This is a genomic window from Streptomyces herbicida (genome assembly GCF_032656585.1).
In the GTDB taxonomy this organism is placed as follows: Bacteria; Actinomycetota; Actinomycetes; order Streptomycetales; family Streptomycetaceae; genus Streptomyces; species Streptomyces herbicida.
In genome coordinates this window covers 194,775-213,101 of sequence record NZ_JAUYWJ010000002.1, presented here as the reverse complement: position 1 = coordinate 213,101, position 18,327 = coordinate 194,775, and the positions used below count along the sequence as shown (strand labels likewise).

At 70.9% G+C, this 18,327-nt stretch carries 16 protein-coding genes; 6 read left to right on the top strand and 10 right to left on the bottom strand.

What is annotated here, in order from left to right:
• The first annotated feature begins 106 nt into the window (after window positions 1-106).
• The 4 genes from Q8A52_RS04645 to Q8A52_RS04630 all read left to right on the top strand — a co-directional run bounded on the left by Q8A52_RS04645 (window position 107) and on the right by Q8A52_RS04630 (window position 4,494).
• Entirely contained in the window at window positions 107-868 is a 762-nt protein-coding gene (locus tag Q8A52_RS04645) for a DeoR/GlpR family DNA-binding transcription regulator (RefSeq protein WP_316749104.1), read from the top strand.
• Window positions 865-1,812 carry a 1-phosphofructokinase gene (gene pfkB, locus Q8A52_RS04640; RefSeq protein ID WP_316749102.1) on the top strand — a complete coding sequence of 316 codons (948 nt, stop codon included), beginning with the start codon at window positions 865-867 and terminating at the stop codon, window positions 1,810-1,812. The genes Q8A52_RS04645 and pfkB overlap by 4 nt, the downstream gene beginning before the upstream one ends.
• Before the next feature lie 178 nt (window positions 1,813-1,990).
• Window positions 1,991-4,090 (top strand): PTS fructose transporter subunit IIABC, encoded by a 2,100-nt coding sequence (locus tag Q8A52_RS04635; RefSeq protein WP_316749100.1) that lies wholly within the window; start codon window positions 1,991-1,993, stop codon window positions 4,088-4,090.
• Window positions 4,091-4,245: 155 nt separating this feature from the next.
• Entirely contained in the window at window positions 4,246-4,494 is a 249-nt protein-coding gene (locus tag Q8A52_RS04630) for a hypothetical protein (protein ID WP_316749098.1), read from the top strand.
• Window positions 4,495-4,537: 43 nt separating this feature from the next.
• On the opposite strand, the gene Q8A52_RS04625 is transcribed toward Q8A52_RS04630, so the two are convergent.
• From Q8A52_RS04625 to Q8A52_RS04610, 4 genes are all read right to left on the bottom strand, one after another.
• A complete protein-coding gene (locus Q8A52_RS04625) occupies window positions 4,538-5,284 on the bottom strand; it encodes a DUF6227 family protein (RefSeq protein ID WP_316749096.1) in 747 nt (248 codons plus the stop codon).
• A 174-nt stretch (window positions 5,285-5,458) separates the two neighbouring features.
• A complete protein-coding gene (locus Q8A52_RS04620; RefSeq protein ID WP_316749094.1) occupies window positions 5,459-6,679 on the bottom strand; it encodes a L,D-transpeptidase in 1,221 nt (406 codons plus the stop codon).
• Window positions 6,680-6,835: 156 nt separating this feature from the next.
• Window positions 6,836-7,864: a P1 family peptidase gene (locus Q8A52_RS04615; RefSeq protein WP_316749092.1), complete on the bottom strand. Its 1,029-nt coding sequence runs from the start codon at window positions 7,862-7,864 to the stop codon at window positions 6,836-6,838.
• Between the two features lie 40 nt (window positions 7,865-7,904).
• Complete coding sequence (locus tag Q8A52_RS04610) at window positions 7,905-9,146, bottom strand: low temperature requirement protein A (protein WP_316749090.1); 1,242 nt, start codon at window positions 9,144-9,146, stop codon at window positions 7,905-7,907.
• A gap of 118 nt (window positions 9,147-9,264) precedes the next feature.
• Between Q8A52_RS04610 and Q8A52_RS04605 the strand changes: the two genes are divergently transcribed.
• Window positions 9,265-9,441: a hypothetical protein gene (locus tag Q8A52_RS04605; protein ID WP_316749088.1), complete on the top strand. Its 177-nt coding sequence runs from the start codon at window positions 9,265-9,267 to the stop codon at window positions 9,439-9,441.
• 28 nt (window positions 9,442-9,469) lie between these two features.
• Here the strand turns inward: Q8A52_RS04605 and mscL are convergent, their stop codons facing one another.
• The 6 genes from mscL to Q8A52_RS04575 all read right to left on the bottom strand — a co-directional run bounded on the left by mscL (window position 9,470) and on the right by Q8A52_RS04575 (window position 15,220).
• Window positions 9,470-9,931, bottom strand: a complete 462-nt coding sequence (gene mscL / locus Q8A52_RS04600; RefSeq protein WP_316749086.1) for a large conductance mechanosensitive channel protein MscL — start codon at window positions 9,929-9,931, stop codon at window positions 9,470-9,472.
• A 138-nt stretch (window positions 9,932-10,069) separates the two neighbouring features.
• The gene (locus Q8A52_RS04595; protein WP_316749084.1) at window positions 10,070-10,681 is read right to left on the bottom strand and encodes a CpaB family protein; all 612 of its coding nucleotides are present in this window, start codon (window positions 10,679-10,681) and stop codon (window positions 10,070-10,072) included.
• A 121-nt stretch (window positions 10,682-10,802) separates the two neighbouring features.
• Window positions 10,803-11,636: an S-methyl-5'-thioadenosine phosphorylase gene (locus tag Q8A52_RS04590; RefSeq protein ID WP_316749082.1), complete on the bottom strand. Its 834-nt coding sequence runs from the start codon at window positions 11,634-11,636 to the stop codon at window positions 10,803-10,805.
• A 99-nt stretch (window positions 11,637-11,735) separates the two neighbouring features.
• Complete coding sequence (locus tag Q8A52_RS04585; RefSeq protein ID WP_316749080.1) at window positions 11,736-12,059, bottom strand: FmdB family zinc ribbon protein; 324 nt, start codon at window positions 12,057-12,059, stop codon at window positions 11,736-11,738.
• A 67-nt stretch (window positions 12,060-12,126) separates the two neighbouring features.
• Entirely contained in the window at window positions 12,127-13,419 is a 1,293-nt protein-coding gene (locus Q8A52_RS04580) for an MFS transporter (RefSeq protein WP_316749078.1), read from the bottom strand.
• Window positions 13,420-13,711: 292 nt separating this feature from the next.
• Window positions 13,712-15,220, bottom strand: a complete 1,509-nt coding sequence (locus Q8A52_RS04575) for a potassium/proton antiporter (RefSeq protein ID WP_316749956.1) — start codon at window positions 15,218-15,220, stop codon at window positions 13,712-13,714.
• Between the two features lie 260 nt (window positions 15,221-15,480).
• Between Q8A52_RS04575 and Q8A52_RS04570 the strand changes: the two genes are divergently transcribed.
• Window positions 15,481-18,240: a penicillin acylase family protein gene (locus Q8A52_RS04570; RefSeq protein WP_316749076.1), complete on the top strand. Its 2,760-nt coding sequence runs from the start codon at window positions 15,481-15,483 to the stop codon at window positions 18,238-18,240.
• Window positions 18,241-18,327: the final 87 nt, after the last annotated feature.

The window sequence follows — 18,327 nt, the reverse complement described above, 5'->3', positions numbered from 1 at the left end:
GTCCGTTCATGCCCGAATCGGGCCCGAACCTGTTTACTTTCCGGAATTCCAGGCGTAGTCTCCCAACGAAACCACAAATTCGGGCATCACTCGGAGGCAAGCGGACATGTACGCACCGGAGCGACAGCAGGAGATCCTCCGGCTCGCCCGTGAGGGCGGCCGGGTGGATGTGGTGTCGCTCGCCGAGGAGTTCCAGGTGACGGCGGAAACGATCCGCCGGGATCTGAAGGCCCTCGACCGCGCCGGCCTGGTCCGCCGGGTGCACGGCGGTGCCATTCCGGCCGGACGCCTCGACTTCGAACCGGACCTCGCCGAGCGCGAGTCCACCTCGGCCGACGAGAAGGACCGCATCGCCAAGGCGGCCGTCACCGAGCTGCCGACCGAGGGCACGATGATCCTCGACGCCGGTACGACGGTCGCCCGCCTCGCCGGGGCCATCCCCCTGGAGTCGACGCTCACCGTCGTCACGCACAGCCTGCCGATCGCGGCCCGCCTCGCGGACCACCCCGGCATCCAGCTCCACCTCGTCGGGGGCCGCGTACGACACCGCACGCGCGCGGCCGTGGACGCCTGGGCGCTGCGCGCATACGGCGAGATCAGGGCGGACGTCCTCTTCGTCGCCGCCAACGGCTTCTCCGTCGAGCACGGTCTGACCACCCCCGATCTCGCCGAGGCCGCGGTGAAGCGCGCGGCGGTCGCCGCGGCCCGCCGCGTGGTCCTCCTCGCCGACTCCGCCAAGCACGGCCAGGAGCACTTCGCCCGCTTCGGCGACCTGAACGATGTGGACCTGCTGATCACCGACAGCGGGCTGAGCCCCGAAGACGCCGCCGCCATCGAGCGCGGCGGCACGGAAGTAGTGCGCGCATGATCCTCACCGTCACCCCCAACCCGTCCCTCGACCGCACCTACGAGGTCCCCTCGCTCGAGCGCGGCGAGGTCATCCGCGCCACCGGCGAGCGCATGGATCCCGGCGGCAAGGGCGTGAACGTGTCGCGCGCCGTCGCGGCCGCAGGCCGACGCACGGTCGCGGTGCTGCCCCTGGGTGGTGCGCCGGGAGCGCTGGTCGCCGATCTGCTCGACGCGCAGGGCATCGAGGTCGCGCCGGTGCCGGTCGCCGGAGCCACCCGCTCGAACATCGCGCTCGCGGAGGCGGACGGGGTGCTCACCAAGATCAACGCGCCGGGGCCGGAGCTGTCGGCGACGGAGCAGGAGCTGCTGTTCGAGACGGTGCGCGAGCACGCGGGCGACGCCGACTGGATCGCCTGCTGCGGAAGCCTGCCGAGGGGCCTCACGCCGGCCTGGTACGCCGATCTGGTCGCCCGGGTGCACGCCGCGGGTGCGCGTATCGCGCTGGACACGTCGGGGCCCGCGCTGATCGAGGCGCTGCGTGAGCGTCCGGACGTGGTGAAGCCGAACGCCGAGGAGCTCGCGGAGGCCGTCGGGCGTCCCCTGGCGACCGTGGGCGACGCGGTGAAGGCGGCCGAGGAGTTGCGCGCCATGGGCGCGCGCGCCGTACTCGCAAGCCTGGGCGCCGACGGGCAGTTGCTCGTGGACGACGCGGGTACTTGGTTCGGGAGCGCGCGGGTGGACGTCGTACGCAGCAATGTCGGAGCGGGCGACGCCTCCCTCGCGGGCTTCCTGGTGGCGGGCGGCAGCGGGCCCGAGGCGCTCGCGTCCGCAGTCGCGCACGGCGCCGCCGCCGTCCAGCTGCCCGGCAGCGTGATGCCCACGCCCGCCGACCTGGACCCGACGGCGGTGACGGTCACGGCGGAGGTCCCGGTGGACCGCGAACTGACGGAGCCGGTGTCATGAACGTACGCACGAGACGCCGTACGACGGCTGTGGACCGGACGTGGCGCCGCTCCCCGTTACTCGCCACCACCCCCGTATTCCCCGCACTCCCCACATCCCCCGCTTTCCCCCACAGGACCCCCGTCCCCACCCCCGCCCACTCCACTCCACGGGCGATACGCGCGCATAGGAGCCCGCGATGAGCGACATGATCACCGCGGACCTGGTCGATCTCGACCTGTCCGCCGACACCAAGGAAGCGGCGGCGCGTGCCCTCGCCGAGCGCATGGTGGCCCTGGGCCGGGTGACCGACCTGGAGGGCTTCCTCGCCGACGTGGCCGCCCGGGAGGCACAGATGCCGACCGGCCTGGACGGCGGCATCGGCATCCCGCACTGCCGCAGCGCGCACGTGACCGAGCCGACGCTCGCCTTCGGGCACAGCGCCGCCGGGATCGACTTCGGCGCGGCGGACGGTCCGGCCGACCTCATCTTCCTGATCGCGGCCCCGGCCGGTGCCGACGACGCCCATCTGACGATCCTGTCCTCGCTGGCCCGGCAGCTGATGAACGCCGAGTTCACCGACGCGCTGCGCTCGGCGGGTGACGCGGGCGTCGCGGCCGCGCTGATCCGCGGGGACGAGGCGCCCGCGGGTGAGGGCGCCGCCGAGGGCGCCCACGGCGCTTCCGGTGGCGCGCAGGGCGCCGTGAGCGCCTCCGAAGGCACCGCTGCGGCGCCGGGGGCGGCCTCCGCCGGCGCCGCGGCGGGCAGTACGGCACAGGGCGCCGCGGCGGGCGCCTCCGCCGCGCGCGCGTTCCGCGTCGTCGCCGTCACCTCCTGCCCGACCGGCATCGCCCACACCTATATGGCGGCCGAGTCGCTGGAGCACGCGGGCCATGAGGCGGGCGTCGAGGTGCTCGTCGAGACGCAGGGCTCGGCCGGCTTCACCCGGCTCGACCCGGCCGTGATCGCGGCGGCGGACGCGGTGATCTTCGCGCACGACGTCCCGGTGCGCGACAAGGAGCGCTTCGCCGGGAAGCCCACGGTCGACGTCGGTGTGAAAGCGGGCATCAACCGCCCCGCCGAGCTGATCGCCGAGGTGCGTGCCAAGGCCGAGCGCGGCGAGGTGACGGCGGGCTCCGCGCCCGCCACGCCGGTCGAGCGCGCGGGCGACTCCACCGAGGGCTACGGCACCAAGCTCCGCAAGTGGCTGATGTCCGGCGTCAGCTACATGGTTCCGTTCGTGGCGGCCGGCGGTCTGCTGATCGCCCTCGGCTTCGCGATCGGCGGCTACAAGATCAACAAGGCGCCGTCGGTGATGGACCACTTCGTGTGGACGCAGGCCGACAGCTGGGGCGCGCTGTGCTTCCAGATCGGCATCGTGGCCTTTGCCTTCCTCGTTCCGGTCCTCGCCGGATACATCGCCTACGGCATGGCGGACCGCCCTGGTCTCGTGCCCGGCTTCGTCGGCGGCTCCATAGCCCTCACCATCAACGCGGGCTTCCTCGGCGGCCTGGCGGCCGGTCTGATCGCCGGTGGGGTGGTGATGGCGATCCAGCGGCTCGACATCCCGGCGGCGTTGCGCGGCATCATGCCGGTGGTGGTGATCCCACTGATCTCCTCGGCGATCGTCGGATTCCTGATGTTCGTCGTGATCGGCAAGCCCATCGCGTCCGCCCAGAAGGGCATGACGGACTGGCTGAACGGCCTCACCGGCACCAACGCCATCCTGCTGGGCGCCCTGCTCGGCCTGATGATGTGCTTCGACCTCGGCGGCCCGGTCAACAAGGTCGCGTACACCTTCGCCACGGCCGGTATCGCGGTCGCCAGCCCCAGCGACTCCGCGATGAAGATCATGGCCGCGGTCATGGCGGCCGGTATGGTCCCGCCGCTGGCGATGGCCCTGGCGACGACCGTGCGCGGCAGGCTCTTCACCCAGACCGAGCGCGAGAACGGCAAGGCCGCCTGGGTCCTGGGCGCCTCCTTCATCTCGGAGGGCGCGATCCCGTTCGCCGCGGCCGACCCGCTGCGCGTCATCCCGTCCGCGATGGTCGGCGGTGCGGTCACCGGCGCCCTGTCGATGGCCTTCGGCGCCACGCTGCGCGCCCCGCACGGCGGCATCTTCGTGGTCCCGCTGATCGGCAACCCGTTCCTCTACCTGGTCGCCATCGCGGTCGGTGTGTGCGTCACGACGGCGCTGGTGGTGATCCTGAAGGGCATGCGCAAGCAGGCCGTCAGCACCGGGCCGACGGCGAACCCGGCCACGGCGAAGACGGAGACGAAGCAGCCGGTGGCGGCGTAACGGCCCGCCACCCGTGCCCCCTTGACCGCTTTTTGCGCCTTGCCCCCTCGCCCCCTCGCCCCTGTCCCTTTGGAGTGCTGTGAGTCATTCACGGCACCTGCGAGATACGTCACGGTCCGGGACCAAAGTCCCGGACCGTGGTGTGTACTGTGCCCATGCCTGAGCACGTCTCGATTCTCCAGCTGACCGGCGTGGTCGGCCTGGCCCTGGTGACCGCGACCTGGGTCATCATGCTGCGCACCCGGCGTCGCGCCCGCGCCGCGGCCGCCGTACGGCGCTCGGGTCCCGTGCTCCAGGCCCTCCCGCATCAGCGCCAGGCCCCTCCCCACCGGGAGTCCGTCGAACTGACCCCGGCGGAGAAGGACGCGTTCGCGGGCCTGGTACGACGCCTCGGGGAGCGCTAGACCCCAAGGGAGCGCCTCAGGGGAGCGCTTCAAGGGGAGCGCTTCAGGCCTGCCGTGCCGCCCGGCGCTCCATGGCGTCGCGGGCCGCGTCCTCCGACAGGTAGACCTCGCACATGTGCCGTCCGTCGGGCGTCGCCGTGTGCTCGACCTCCCAGAGGGAGAGTTCCTTGCCGTCGCGCAGCAGGAACGCGTGCTCGTAGAGCGAGAAGCACAGCCCCACCCGGCCGGCCCGCCCCGGGCGGCCGAAGGCCTGGGTGATCTGGTGCGCGAACGCCGTCGCCAGCAGCGCGGCCATCTCCGGGCCCGGCCGGTCCGGGTTCTCCGCGCGGCGCAGGAGGCGGCGCGCGTGGTCCGCCGAGTCGTCCGGAACATACACGTGTCGCGGCTCGAGGATCGGCGACAGCTGCGTCAGCACCGGCAGTTCGAAGTCCGGCGCGTCCGGCGGCAGCGGCAGCCGGGCGGTCGCGGCGCGCAGCTCCTCCTCGTCGACATACACCTCGTGCTGGGGCTCGCTGCCGGGTGCGGTGTTGTGGACGAGCTCCCAGAGGGTGACCGCCGAGCCGTCGGGGAGCAGCCAGGTGTGCCGGTACGTCTCGCGGTGCAGCCCCGAGCTGTGGTGCGCGGAGTGCAGCGAACTGTCGTGCGCCAGCGCGCAGTCGAGCTGCCGTATGGCCTCGTCGGGCAGCTCGAAGGAGTTCAGGGCACGACCGAGGAGCCGCGCGAGGTGCTCCTCCGGAGACTCGGGCGACTCGGCTGGTTCGTACGCTGTCGTCTCGTACGGAACGCTCAAGGTTGCTCCCGGCGTTGCTGCATGTCACCTTGTGGGTGCATACCGTAGCCCCTCGGTCGGACATCATGTCCGGGAACCGAGAAAACGTACGTCGGGAAAACGCGTGGGCCGCGCGGTTGGTTCCCGCGCGGCCCGACGACACGTCAAAACCGGCCGGTCAGAAGGCACTTCCCATCAGGCTGCGCTGCCCGCCTGCCACTCGCTCCACGACATGTTCCAGCCGTTGAGCCCGTTGTCCGGGGACACCGTCTTGTCGGGGGAGTTCTTCACGACCACGACGTCACCGATGAGTGAGTTGTCGTAGAACCACTTGCCGGTCGTGTCCCCCTGCGCGCCCTGCACGTCCTGGAGGCCGACGCAGCCGTGGCTGGTGCCCTGCCGGCCGAAGGGCGGGTTGCCCTTGTTGTACCAGTAGTTGCCGTGGACGAAGGTGCCGGACGTCGTCAGGCGCATCGCGTGCGGCACGTCCGAGATGTCGTACTCGCCGCCGTAGCCCACCGTCGATCCGTTCATGCGCGTCTGCGTGAACTTCTCGGAGATCACCATCTGCCCGTTGTACGTGGTGTGCTCGGGGCTGCCCGACGAGATCGGCACGCTCTTGAGCGTCGTGCCGTCCCGTACCACCGTCATCGTCTGCGTGTTGACGTCGACCGTGGAGACCTGCGAGCGCCCGATGGTGAAGGTCACGGTCTTCTTCTGCACGCCGTAGACGCCATTGGCGCCCTGGACCCCGTCCAGGTCGATCTTCATCGTGACCTTGGAGCCGGCCTTCCAGTACTCCTGGGGCCGGAAGTCGAGCCGCTGCGCACCGAACCAGTGGCCGACCACCTGCTGGCCGCTGCTGGAGGTGACCGTGATGTGCGACTGCACGGCCTTCTTGTCGGTGATGACCTTGTTGAAGTTGAACGACACCGGCATCCCGACACCGACCGTCGTGCCGTTGTCCGGCGTGTACGTGCCGATGAAGCTGTTCGCCGACGTGACCGTGGTGAAGATGGAATTGGCCGCGGACGTACGCCCGTCGGCGTCCTTCGCGGTCGCCGAGATCTGGTACTTCGTGCCGCGCTCCAGCTGCTCCTTCGGCTTCCAGGTGGCGCCGTCGGCCGAGATCGTGCCGGGCACGGCCTGCCCCGATCCCGCCACGGTCATCTTCACCTCGGTCAGCTTGCCGCCGCTGACCTTCACGCCGGTGGCGTTGATGGACGCGCTGGTCGAGCCGTCCTTGGCCGAGATGGCTATCTGCGCCGAGGACGTCTTGGCCGAGTCCTTGCCACCCTTGGAGTCGTCGCTCTTGGCGCTGGCGTCGCCGCCGCAGGCGGTGAGGGTGAGGGCGCCGACCATCAGGGCGGCACAGGCCCCCAGTGTGCGCCGCGCTGCAATGTCCGGCGTTGTCACGGGCTGCTCCAGGTTCGTGTGATGTGGGTGATCCGCTCCAGTGCGTGGAGATAGAGGGAACCGAGGCCCGCGAGGGTTCCCTCCCACTGCCCTGAACGCCACCACGTGACAGAACCGGGACAATCCGAAGACGGCAGCCGGACGACAGCGGCCGGGTTACCGGGACCCGTACAACTCCTCGTACGACGGCCACGTTCCACCCGGCCCGTCCACCGACTCGGCGGCGCGTACGGCGCGGACGATCGCGCGCGTCACGAGGTCCGCGCCGGCCGCGAGGACGTCGTTGAGCGCGAGCGGGCGCTCGGCGTCGAGCGGACGCGCTCCCGTGGCCAGCGCGAACACGGTGTCGCCGTCGTTCAGCAGATGCACCGGGCGCACGGCGCGCGCAATGCCGTCGTGCGCGGTGCCGGCCACCTTCTGCGCCTGCGCCTTGGAGAGTTCCGCGTCCGTGGCGACCACGGCGAGCGTGGTGTTCAGCACCGGCGGGGCGTTCTTCGCGGCGGCCTCGGCCAGGCGCCGGCGTGCGGCCTCGTGCACCCGCGCCTCCGGATACTCCACCCGCCCCTGGAACAACTCCCCGTACAGCACCCCCGTTTCCGGATCCAGCACCGATCCCACGGAGTTGGCGACCACCAGCGCCGCCACCGTGATCCCCGAGTCGAGGACGGTGCTCGCGGTGCCGACCCCGCCCTTCAGCCACTTCACCGCGGCGCCCGTACCGGCCCCCACACACCCCTGGGGCACCGGTGCGCCCGCTGCGCTCGCCGCGGCCGCCTCGACCGCCGCCCGCCCCGTCGAAGCGTCCGGCCTGGCCCGGAAGTTCCCGCCCCGGCCGAGGTCGAAGACACAGGCGGCGGGCACCACCGGGACGACATGCGCCGGGTCGGACCCGACCGGGACGCCGCGCCCCTGTTCCTCCAGCCAGGCCATCACCCCGGACGCCGCGTCGAGCCCGTACGCGCTGCCGCCGGTCAGCACGATCGCCTCGACCTTCTGCACCACGTTGCGCGGGTCGAGTGCGTCGGTCTCCTTGGTGCCGGGGCCACCGCCGCGCACGTCCACGGCGGCGACGGCGCCGCCCTCGGGAGCGAGGACGACCGTGGTGCCCGTGAGCCAGCCGTCGCCGCTGCGTGTCGCGTGCCCCACCCGCAGTCCGGCCACGTCCGTCAATGCGTCGACTGTCATGGCAGCCAGTCTGTACCGGCCCGGGCCGCGCCAGGAGGGCTCACGCGGCGGGCGCGGTCGCCTTCGCCCCGTCCGCGCGGGCGCCCGTCCGCGCCGTCAGGATCACTCCCGCCACCACGGTCAGCGCCGACACCAGGCCCGCGGCGAGCACCGCCCAGTCGCCCAGGAAGGTGCAGCAGATCACCAGCAGCGCCATGGCCGGAAGCACCATCTGCTGGGCGATGCCGATCTTGAAGTGGCGCAGGTGCAGCGCCCAGACGGTGAGCAGGTACAGCGCCGTCGGCAGCGTGACGGCCGCCGAGGCGGACAGGACGGAGATGTGCGCCGTGCCGACCGCCTGCTCGACCGCCACCTCCAGACCGGCGCCGATCGCGGCGGCCGAAGAGAAGATCAGGTAGTGGCCGTAGCCCCACAGGAACGACTGCCTGTTGGAGCGCAGATGACCGTGGATCGGCACCGCGAAGTAGATCCACCAGGCGGAGAAGACGATCAGCAGACCGCCCGCCGCGATCGGTAGCAGTTCGCCCAGTACGTCGTGCTCGTCCACGGCGGACTTCACGGCGACCGTGGCCGCGGCGATCGTCTCGCCGAGCACGATGATCGTGAACAGCCCGTACCGTTCGGCGATGTGGTGCGGATGCCAGGACGTGGCGCAGGCCCGCTCCGCGTACACCGGTACGCACAGCTCCGCGATCACCATGACCAGGAACAGCCAGAGACGCGCGGCCTGTGGCAGGAGCACCAGGCCGGACCAGCCCACCTGGCACACCAGGACGCCGAAGGCGTACCGCAGGGCCATGGTTCTCTCCGCGCCCCGGGCCGATCTCGCGGCTCTGAGCCACTGTGTGACCATCGCCAGCCGCATGATGACGTAACCGAGAACCACGACCAGGTAGTCGCGGTCCTGGAACGCCGGGGAGATGCCGGCGGCCAGGACGAGCACACCGGCGATCTGGACCAGCGTGACGGACCGGTACAGCACGTCGTCGTTGTCGTACGCCGAGGCGAACCAGGTGAAGTTCATCCAGGCCCACCAGATGGCGAAGAACACCAAGGCGTAGTTCAGGATGCCCTGGCCCGCGTGCCCCCCGGCCACGGAGTGCACGAGCTGAACGCCGGCCTGTGCGACGGCTACGACGAAACACAGGTCGAAGAAGAGCTCGAGCGGCGAGGCGACACGGTGTGCCTCGTCACGCCCGCGTGCGGTGAGCCGGCGCAGGGGACCGGGAGACTGGTCCCCGCCCGGAGAGGAGGCGGGCGCAGAAGCGGAACTCGGCGTCATGCCTCCCAGCACAGCATGAAACCCCATCTGGAACCGCAGCCAAATCTTGTGCATGGATTCACAAGTGGACCGGGTGACGATGGGCGGGGGGACGGAGGCGGGCCCGTACCCTTGAGGCATGAGCAGCGACCCCGCCCCCGAGCCGCGTGACCCGAAGTCCGCGCTGGTCTTCGACGACCCGCTGAACCAGCAGTCCTCGGACGACACGGACCGCGGATGGGGCGAGCGAGGTGACGGCGGCAGCGCCGCCGACCTGAAGCGGTTCCTCGACGAGAAGCCGCCCCACCACCTCTGAGACCGCCCCGGCGAGACCTCCGCCGCCGCTACCGTTCGCCCCGGACCGGGGCGCCGCGCTGTGCGATCAGCTCGTCGCGGATCTGCTGGAGCACCTCCAGCTCCGTCACCTCGATGACCTCCTGCGTGCCCTCCCGGGCCCTGCGGCGGGCCTCCACCCGGGCCAGGTACTTCGCCATCGGCAGGACCATCAGGAAGTAGACCACCGCCGCGGTGATCACAAAGCTGAGCGTGGCACCGAGGACGGAGCCCCACATCAGCTGGATGCCGTGCGTGCCCTTGCACGACGAGCTCAGGCACGAGCTGTAGTTGTCGAGGTTCTGTGTGCCGATCGCGCCGACCAGCGGGTTGATTATGCCCTTCACCAGCGAGTTCACGATGTTCGTGAAGGCCGCGCCGATGACCACCGCGACCGCCAGGTCGACGACGTTGCCGCGCATCAGGAAGGCTTTGAAGCCCTGCCAGATGCTCGGTTCCTTCTTCTCGCTCACCTCGGGGACTCTCCTCGCGCGCACAGGGTGTGGAACGAAACGCTCCGCAACCTACGGCACGATGCCGCCGTCCTGTCCAATTCCATGGCTCGCTCCGCTGCCCCGACGGGACGTCGCCGAGCGGACGGTGGCGGGTGCTCAGCACAGCGTCACCGCCAGCCGGGCCGTCGCGCTCGCGCCGACGAGGCGCGCCGCGGTGGACCGCGGCACCGAGAGCACCACCAGCGCTCCGCTCTCCGCGGCGCCGTCCAGGGGCTCCGGCAGCCTCGTCACACGTGCCCCGCGCGCGATCACCCGGGCATCCCCGCCGGCAGCCGGATCCCCGGCGGCGATCACGTCGACCCGGTCGCCGGGCCGCAGCAGCCGGACGGTGGCGGCATCCGCGATCCGCACGGGCGCGGTGACCACCTCCACCGCATGATGGCGTCGCGCGGGCTCCGGCACCGGATGCCCGCGTGCCCGCTCGCCCTGGTCCCGGTCCGTCGCGGCGCGCGGTCCGGCCGCCACGAGCGCGGCCGCGGTGACGGCGAGGCCCGCCGCCACGGCCCGCCGGCGATGCCGCACGAGCCGCTGCAGCCGATACCGCCCGCCGCGCACCCGCACCGGCGCGAAGTGCGGGATCTCGCACGTGGAGGGAGCGTCGGTGCCCAGCGGGCGCGGGGAGTGAAGGGGAGAAGGGACGGACCGCGAGAACGGGGAGGACGGGGAGGACGGGGAGGACGAAGAGGACGAAGAGGGAGCGAAGGGCACGAGGAACCACCACCTGCGACGAGGAATCGGCTTGCGAAGCCACGATGAGGCCTCGCGCCGAAGCTCGCCGGAGCCGGTGGGCTACTGGCGGGTTGTGGACAACTCGCTCACCCGGCCGTGGTCACGGCAGCTCGAATCCCGGATTCATCCCGCCGAGCGCGTTCGCGCACAGGCAGTCCCGCGCCTCGTTGTCCGGCAGCGCCGCCACCGCGTCGAACAGGACGCCCCGCATCCGGTCCACGTTGGCCGCGAACACCTGCAGGACCTCCTCGTGCGAGACACCCTCGCCGGTCTCCGCGCCGGCGTCGAGGTCGGTGACGAGAGTCAAGGACGTGTAGCAGAGCTCCAGTTCACGGGCGAGCGCCGCCTCCGGGTGGCCGGTCATGCCCACCACGGACCAGCCCTGCGCCCGGTGCCACAGCGATTCGGCGCGAGTGGAGAAGCGCGGCCCCTCGACCACGACCAGCGTGCCGCCGTCCACGGGCTCCCAGTCCCGGCCACGGGCGGCCTTCGACGCGGCGGCTCGCCCGGTGGGGCAGTAGGGGTCGGCCAGGGACACGTGCACGACGTTCGGCACGGTGCCGTCGGCCAGCGGCAGTCCGTCGAAGTACGTGCCCACCCGGGACTTCGTCCGGTCCACCAGCTGGTCCGGCACGAGCAGCGTGCCGGGCCCGTACTCGGGGCGCAGACCGCCGACCGCGCAGGGGCCGAGGACCTGGCGGACGCCCAGGGAGCGCAGGGCCCAGAGGTTGGCCCGGTAGTTGATGCGGTGCGGCGGCAGATGGTGTCCGCGTCCGTGCCGGGGCAGGAAGGCGACCCGTCGGCCGGCGATCTCGCCGAGGAAGAGGGAGTCGCTGGGTGCGCCGTAGGGGGTGTCCACCTGGATCTCGGTCACGTCGTCGAGGAACGAGTAGAACCCGGATCCGCCGATTACACCGATCTCTGCGTTCGCCATGACGAGCACATTAGCTGGCTGCGCAAACGCGGGGGAGCGGGTCCCGGGGAACGCCGGAACCCTGCCGTCGGGCGACGGCAGGGTCCGCGGGGAGGAGTCTCAGGCGGCGGAGCTGCTGGTGGAGCTCGACGACGGCTTCGAGTCGGAGGTCGACGAGGTGGAGCCCGACGAACTCGACGAGCTCGTCGAGGCCGACGAGGTGGAGCCCGACGGGGACTTCGACGCCGGGCTGCTGCTCGACGAGGAGCCGCGGCTGTCGTTGCGGTAGAAGCCGGAGCCCTTGAAGACGATGCCGACCGCGGAGAACACCTTCTTGAGGCGGCCACCGCAGTTGGGGCACTCGGTCAGGGCGTCGTCGGTGAACTTCTGCACCGCCTCGAGGCCCTCGCCGCACTCGGTGCACTGGTACTGGTAGGTCGGCACTGTCTTCCTCCTGGCACTCTTACTCGATGAGTGCTAACGACGGTCCATAGTGACGTATTCCCGGGGATCAGTCCACCGTCACCGGCACGCGGTGACCGACGCCACGTGCGACGGTGCGGGTCCGCGGCCGGGCGGCCAGCAGCGAGCGCAGCGCCACCAGGGTCGCCAGGGCGAGCACGGTGCCGGCCATCGGAACCAGGAATCCGGCACCGTCCCAGAGGCGGTCCTCCAGTTGCCCGGCCACGGTGACCGCGGCCGCCTGGCCCAGGGCGACCGCGCCGGTCAGCCAGGTGAAGGCCTCGGTGCGGGCACCGGCCGGGACCAGGCCCTCGACCAGGGTGTAGCCGGTGATCAGGGCGGGGGCGATGCACATGCCGACCAGGAGGCCGAGGCCCGCGAGCAGGAGCGCCGAGTGGGCGGTCCACAGGGCGGAGGCGGTCAGCGCGAGGGCCGTGTAGCCGAGGACCAGGCGCCGCTGCGGGGCGACCTTCCAGGCGATCGCGCCGCAGACGATCCCGGAGAGCATGTTGCCCGCCGCGAAGGTGCCGTACAGGACGCCGTTGAGGCCGGGCTCGCCGATCGACTCGCTGAACGCGGCGAGACCGACCTGCATGCCGCCGAAGACCGACCCGATGCCCAGGAAGGTCACGACCAGCACGCGCACTCCGGGGACGCGGAGTGCGGAGGCCTGCTTCACGCGCGCGTGCCCGGCGTCGGTCACCGGCGGCTGGGTGCTCTTCTGCGCGGCGAACAGCAGGCCGCCGATCAGGGTCAGCGCGGCCTCGGTGATCAGGCCGGCGGCCGGGTCCACGGCGGTGCAGAGCGCGGTCGCCAGCAGCGGGCCGACGACGAAGGTCAGCTCGTCCGTCACGGACTCGAAGGCGGCCGCGGTGGCCATCAGGGGTGAGTCCTGGAGCTTCACACCCCAGCGGGCACGCACCATGGGGCCGATCTGCGGCACCGAGGCGCCGGTCGGCACGGCCGCCGCGAACAGTGCCCACAGGGGCGCGTGGGCCAGCGCGAGTGCCGTCAGGGTCAGCGCGGACAGCGTGTGCGCGAGGATGCCGGGGACCAGCACGGCGCGCTGACCGTAGCGGTCGGCGAGACGGCCACTGTAGGGCGCGAACAGCGCCATGGAGACACCGGTGGCGGCCGCGGCGGCGCCCGCGGCGCCGTACGAGCCGGTGGTGTGCTGCACCAGCAGCACGATGGAGAGGGTGAGCATCGCGAACGGCTGGCGCGCCGCGAAGCCGGGGAGCAGGAACGTCCAGGCGCCGCGGGTGCGCAGCAGTTGTCCGTATCCCGGGCGGGCCGGTGCCGCCGAGTTCTTCGACGGCTCGGTGGTGACCGTGGATGCCACGGCCCGTGCCTTTCTGCCGCCTGGTAGCGCGGCCCCTTTTCGGCTTGTTCGCCGTGCGGGGCGCGCCGAGAGCTGTCCTCTTGCGCGGAACTGCGGTAGATACCGGTGCTCACGTGCAGAGGAGAGCGTTCCGGCCGCCATACGGTCGCGCCAGCTCTGCGTCAGGCAGAGTTGGTTCGATCAGGGTGCCTTCATCGTACAGGGGGCAACTCGCCGTACACCTGTGAAAACGAGCACCATCGGGCACGTTCACCTGGGATTGGCAATGGTGTGAACCGTACGAAACACTCGCTTAACGGGAGCCCGCCCCGTCTCTGCCCAGTCCGAGCCAGCCGGCCAGCTTGCCGCCCTGGCCGACCGCGCGCAGCCGGCGCTCCGCGGCGTCCCGGACGGGGTCCGTGGCGACCACGAGCAGCTCGTCCCCGTGCCGCAGCACCGTCGTCGGCAGGGGCACGAACGATTCTCCCTCGCGTACGACGAGGGTGACGGCCGCCCCGGCCGGCAGCCGCAGCTCGTTGACCTCGACGCCGTGCATCCGCGAGCCCTCGGGGATCGCGACGGAGAGCAGATGCCCGCGCAGCCGCTCCAGGGGCGCCGACTCGATGCCCAGGTCGGCGGCCTCCGGGCCGTCGCCCAGCCGCAGCTTGCCCGCGAGCCAGGGGAGCGTGGGCCCCTGGACGAGGGTGTAGACGACGACCAGCACGAAGACGATGTTGAAGATGCGGTGGCTGGCGTCGACGCCGTTCACCATGGGGATGGTCGCCAGGATGATGGGCACGGCGCCGCGCAGGCCGGCCCACGACATCAGGGTCTGCTCCTGCCACGGCACCCGGAACGGCGCCAGGCTGAGCACCACGCTCAGCGGGCGCGCCACCATGGTCAGGACCAGGCCGATGACCAGGGCGGGCCAGATGTCGTCGCCCAGCTCGTGCGGGGTGACCAGCAGGCCGAGCAGGACGAACATGCCGATCTGGGCGATCCAGCCGAGTCCCTCGGCGAAGCCGCGGGTGGCGGGCCAGTGCGGCAGCTTGGCGTTGCCGAGCACCATCGAGGCGAGATAGACCGCGATGAAGCCGCTGCCGTGCGCGAGCGCGCCGCCCGCGTACGCCGTGACCGCGATCGCCATGACGGCGATCGGGTAGAGGCCGGAGGCGGGCAGGGCCACGTGCCGCAGCCCCCAGGAGCCGAGCCAGCCCACAGCGAGCCCGATGGCCATGCCGATGCCCAGTTCCAGCGCTATCTCGCCCAGCAGCACGTACCAGTGCGGGACCGGGCCCGCCTGGGAGAAGGCCACGACCAGGATGACCACGGGGGCGTCGTTGAAGCCCGACTCCGCCTCCAGGGCGCCCGTCACGCGCGCGGGGAGCGGAATTCTGCGCAGTACCGAGAAGACCGCCGCCGCGTCCGTGGAGGAGACCACCGCGCCGATGATCAGCGCCTGCCGCCATTCCAGCCCGATCAGACAGTGCGCGCCCGCCGCCGTGACCCCGACGCTGATCGCGACTCCCACCAGCGCCAGCGTGGAGGCGGCCGGCAGGGCCGGTTCGATCTCCTTCCACTTCGTGCCGAGACCACCCTCGGCCAGGATCACGACCAGGGCCGCGTACCCCATGACCTGGGTCAGCTCGGCGTTGTTGAAGTGGATGTTCCCGATGCCGTCCTGGCCCATGAGGACGCCGATCCCCAGGTAGACGAGCAGGCTGGGGAGCCCGCTGCGCGAGGAGATCCGGACCGCCGCGACCGCGACGAGCAGGACGAGGGAGCAGACGAGCAGGAGCTGGTTGAGGTGGTCGACAGTCAGCGGCGGTTCCCTTCACTGCCCCGCACGCGGGGGACACGCGGGCACACGTACACAAGACCCGAGGCTGCGGCACTCCGCATCCAAGTACTTCGTTACCTTACCTAACTCTTGACGTTTTCTTGACACTCCACGCGGCAAGATCGAACATCCGTCCGTGCCGGTTCACCGACTCCGCGTCAAGTGGCACGGGGCCCTGCGCCTATGGTTGCTCCAGCACTCCAGGACCGCCTGCCGCTCGCGTTAGGACAGCAAGGACAGCGATGCCCCCCAACACCACCGCCTCAACGGGTGACAAGCCCGGCAAGTCCGGCAGGAAGAAGGGGCGCAAAGCCCGACTCATCGTGCTCGTGCTGGTGCTGGCCATTATCGGAGGCGTCGCCTACGGGGCGTACTGGTCCATCAGTACGGTCCGCGCCTCCTTCCCGCAGACCACGGGTTCGATCACGCTCGAGGGCCTCTCGGGCCCCGTCGACGTGAAGCGGGACGGCAACGGTATCCCGCAGATCTACGCCTCGTCCGACGAGGACCTGTTCATGGCGCAGGGCTACGTCCAGGCGCAGGACCGGTTCTACGAGATGGACGTGCGCCGCCACATGACCTCCGGGCGCCTGTCGGAGATGTTCGGCAAGGACCAGGTCAAGAACGACGAGTTCCTGCGCACCCTGGGCTGGGACCGGATCGCCAAGCAGGAGTACGACTCCAAGCTGTCGGCCGCCACGAAGCAGTACCTCCAGGCGTACGCCAAGGGCGTCAACGCCTACCTCGAGGGCAAGGACGGCAAGGACCTCTCGCTGGAGTACGCCGCTCTCGGGTTCGCCAACGACTACCAGCCCGAGCAGTGGACCCCGGTCGACTCGGTCTCCTGGCTGAAGGCGATGGCCTGGGACCTGCGCGGCAACATGCAGGACGAGATCGACCGCGCCCTGATGACCAGCCGCCTCGGCCCCCAGCAGATCGCCGACCTGTACCCCGAGTACCCGTACGGCCGCCACAAGACGATCGTCCGGACGGGCCAGTACAACGCGGCCACCAAGACGTACGAGCAGGGCGGCGCCACGAGCGGCACACGGGCCACGACGGGCACCACGGGCACCTCGAACCCGTCGACCGCGGGTTCGGCCCTCACGAGCCAGCTGGCGGGCCTCTACAAGGTCCTGGACGACGTCCCCGCGGCCGTCGGTGTGAACGGCCAGGGCATCGGCTCCAACTCCTGGGTCGTCGCCGGGAATCACACCATCACCGGGCATCCGCTGCTCGCCAACGACCCGCACCTGTCGGCCTCGCTGCCCTCCGTCTGGTACCAGATGGGCCTGCACTGCCGCACCGTCTCCGCCAAGTGCCAGTACGACGTCACCGGCTACACCTTCGCCGGCATGCCGGGCGTCATAATCGGCCACAACGCGGACATCGCGTGGGGCATGACCAACTCCGGGGCCGACGTCACCGACCTCTACCTGGAGAAGCTCAGCGGCAACGGCTACCTGTACGACGGCAAGGTCAAGCCCTTCACGTCCCGCGAGGAGACGATCAAGGTCGCCGGGGGCGAGTCCAAGAAGATCGTCGTCCGCCGGACCGCCGACGGGATGCCGCTGCTGTCCGACCGCGACGACGAACTGGTCAAGGTCGGCAGGAAGGCCACCGTCGACGCCGCCGCTCCCGACCGCGGCGACGGCTACGGCATCGCCCTGAAGTGGACGGCCCTGCAGCCGGGCACCTCCATGGACGCCGTCTTCGCCATGGACCGGGCGGGCAACTGGAACGACTTCCGCTCCGCGGCCGCGCTGTTCGACGTGCCCTCGCAGAACCTGATCTACGCCGACAAGGACAACATCGGCTACACGCTGCCCGGAAAGATCCCCACGCGCGCGCAGGGCGACGATGGCTCGGTCCCGGTCCCGGGCTGGGAGTCCAAGTACCGCTGGTCCGGCTACATCAAGCAGGACGAGCTGCCGTACGAGTACAACCCCTCGCGCGGCTACATCGTCACCGCCAACCAGGCCGTCGTCGACAAGGACAAGTACCCCTACACGCTCACCGCGGACTGGGGCTACGGCGCCCGCAGCCAGCGGATCACCGATCTGATCGAGTCGAAGATCAAGGGCGACGGCAAGATCTCGACCGACGACATGCGCCAGATGCAGCTGGACAACAGCAGTGAGATCGCCAAGCTGCTCGTGCCCAAGCTGCTGAAGATCAACCTCGGCGACAAGGACGTGCGCGACGCCCAGAAGCTGCTCGAGGGCTGGGACTACACCCAGGACGCCGACTCCGCGGCGGCCGCCTACTTCAACGCCGTCTGGCGCAACATCCTCAAGCTCGCCTTCGGCAACAAGATGCCCAAGGAGCTGCGGGTCAAGGGCCAGTGCCTGTGGGTGGACAAGATCGACAACACCAGCCCGGTGGACGACGACAGCAAGGTGCGCGAGTGCGGCGAGCGTGACGCCGACCAGGCGCAGCCGGACGGCGGCGACCGCTGGTTCGAGGTGGTCCGCAAGCTCATGGACAAGCCGGACAGCGACTGGTGGAAGGCGCCGGCCGGTGTGGGTGACCGCCCCAAGGCCGACAACCGCGACGAGCTGTTCAAGCGCGCCCTGATCGATGCCCGCTGGGAGCTGACCGCCAAGCTCGGCAAGGACATCGACACCTGGAGCTGGGGCCGGCTGCACCGCCTGTTCCTGAAGAACCAGACCCTGGGCACCGAGGGCCCGGGCATCCTGCAGTACGTCCTCAACCGCGGCCCCTGGAGGCTCAGCGGCGGCGAGGCGACGGTCAACGCGTCCGGCTGGAACGCGGCCGGCGGCTACGGCGTCGTGTGGGTGCCGTCCATGCGGATGGTGGTCAACCTCGCCGATCTCGACAAGTCCAAGTGGATCAACCTGACCGGCGCCTCCGGGCACGCCTACAGCGCCCACTACACCGACCAGACCGGCAAGTGGGCCAAGGGCGAGCTGCTGCCGTGGTCGTTCTCGGCGAAGGCGGTCGACGGCAGCACGAGCGACACGCTCGTCCTCAAGCCGTGAGCCCCTGATCGCACGTCACCCGAAGTGGGCCGCCCCCCGCGCGGGGGGGGCCCCGACGCCGCCGGGGGGCCGCCCCGGGGGGGGCGG

Excerpts from the sequence above, each read along its gene's own strand:
- Q8A52_RS04645 (WP_316749104.1), top strand. The coding sequence starts at position 107 with ATGTACGCACCGGAGCGACAGCAGGAGATCCTCCGGCTCGCCCGTGAG.
- pfkB (WP_316749102.1), top strand. The coding sequence starts at position 865 with ATGATCCTCACCGTCACCCCCAACCCGTCCCTCGACCGCACCTACGAG.
- Q8A52_RS04635 (WP_316749100.1), top strand. The coding sequence starts at position 1,991 with ATGAGCGACATGATCACCGCGGACCTGGTCGATCTCGACCTGTCCGCC.
- Q8A52_RS04630 (WP_316749098.1), top strand. The coding sequence starts at position 4,246 with ATGCCTGAGCACGTCTCGATTCTCCAGCTGACCGGCGTGGTCGGCCTG.
- Q8A52_RS04615 (WP_316749092.1), bottom strand. The coding sequence starts at position 7,864 with ATGACAGTCGACGCATTGACGGACGTGGCCGGACTGCGGGTGGGGCAC.
- Q8A52_RS04610 (WP_316749090.1), bottom strand. The coding sequence starts at position 9,146 with ATGACGCCGAGTTCCGCTTCTGCGCCCGCCTCCTCTCCGGGCGGGGAC.
- Q8A52_RS04605 (WP_316749088.1), top strand. The coding sequence starts at position 9,265 with ATGAGCAGCGACCCCGCCCCCGAGCCGCGTGACCCGAAGTCCGCGCTG.
- Q8A52_RS04590 (WP_316749082.1), bottom strand. The coding sequence starts at position 11,636 with ATGGCGAACGCAGAGATCGGTGTAATCGGCGGATCCGGGTTCTACTCG.
- Q8A52_RS04570 (WP_316749076.1), top strand. The coding sequence starts at position 15,481 with ATGCCCCCCAACACCACCGCCTCAACGGGTGACAAGCCCGGCAAGTCC.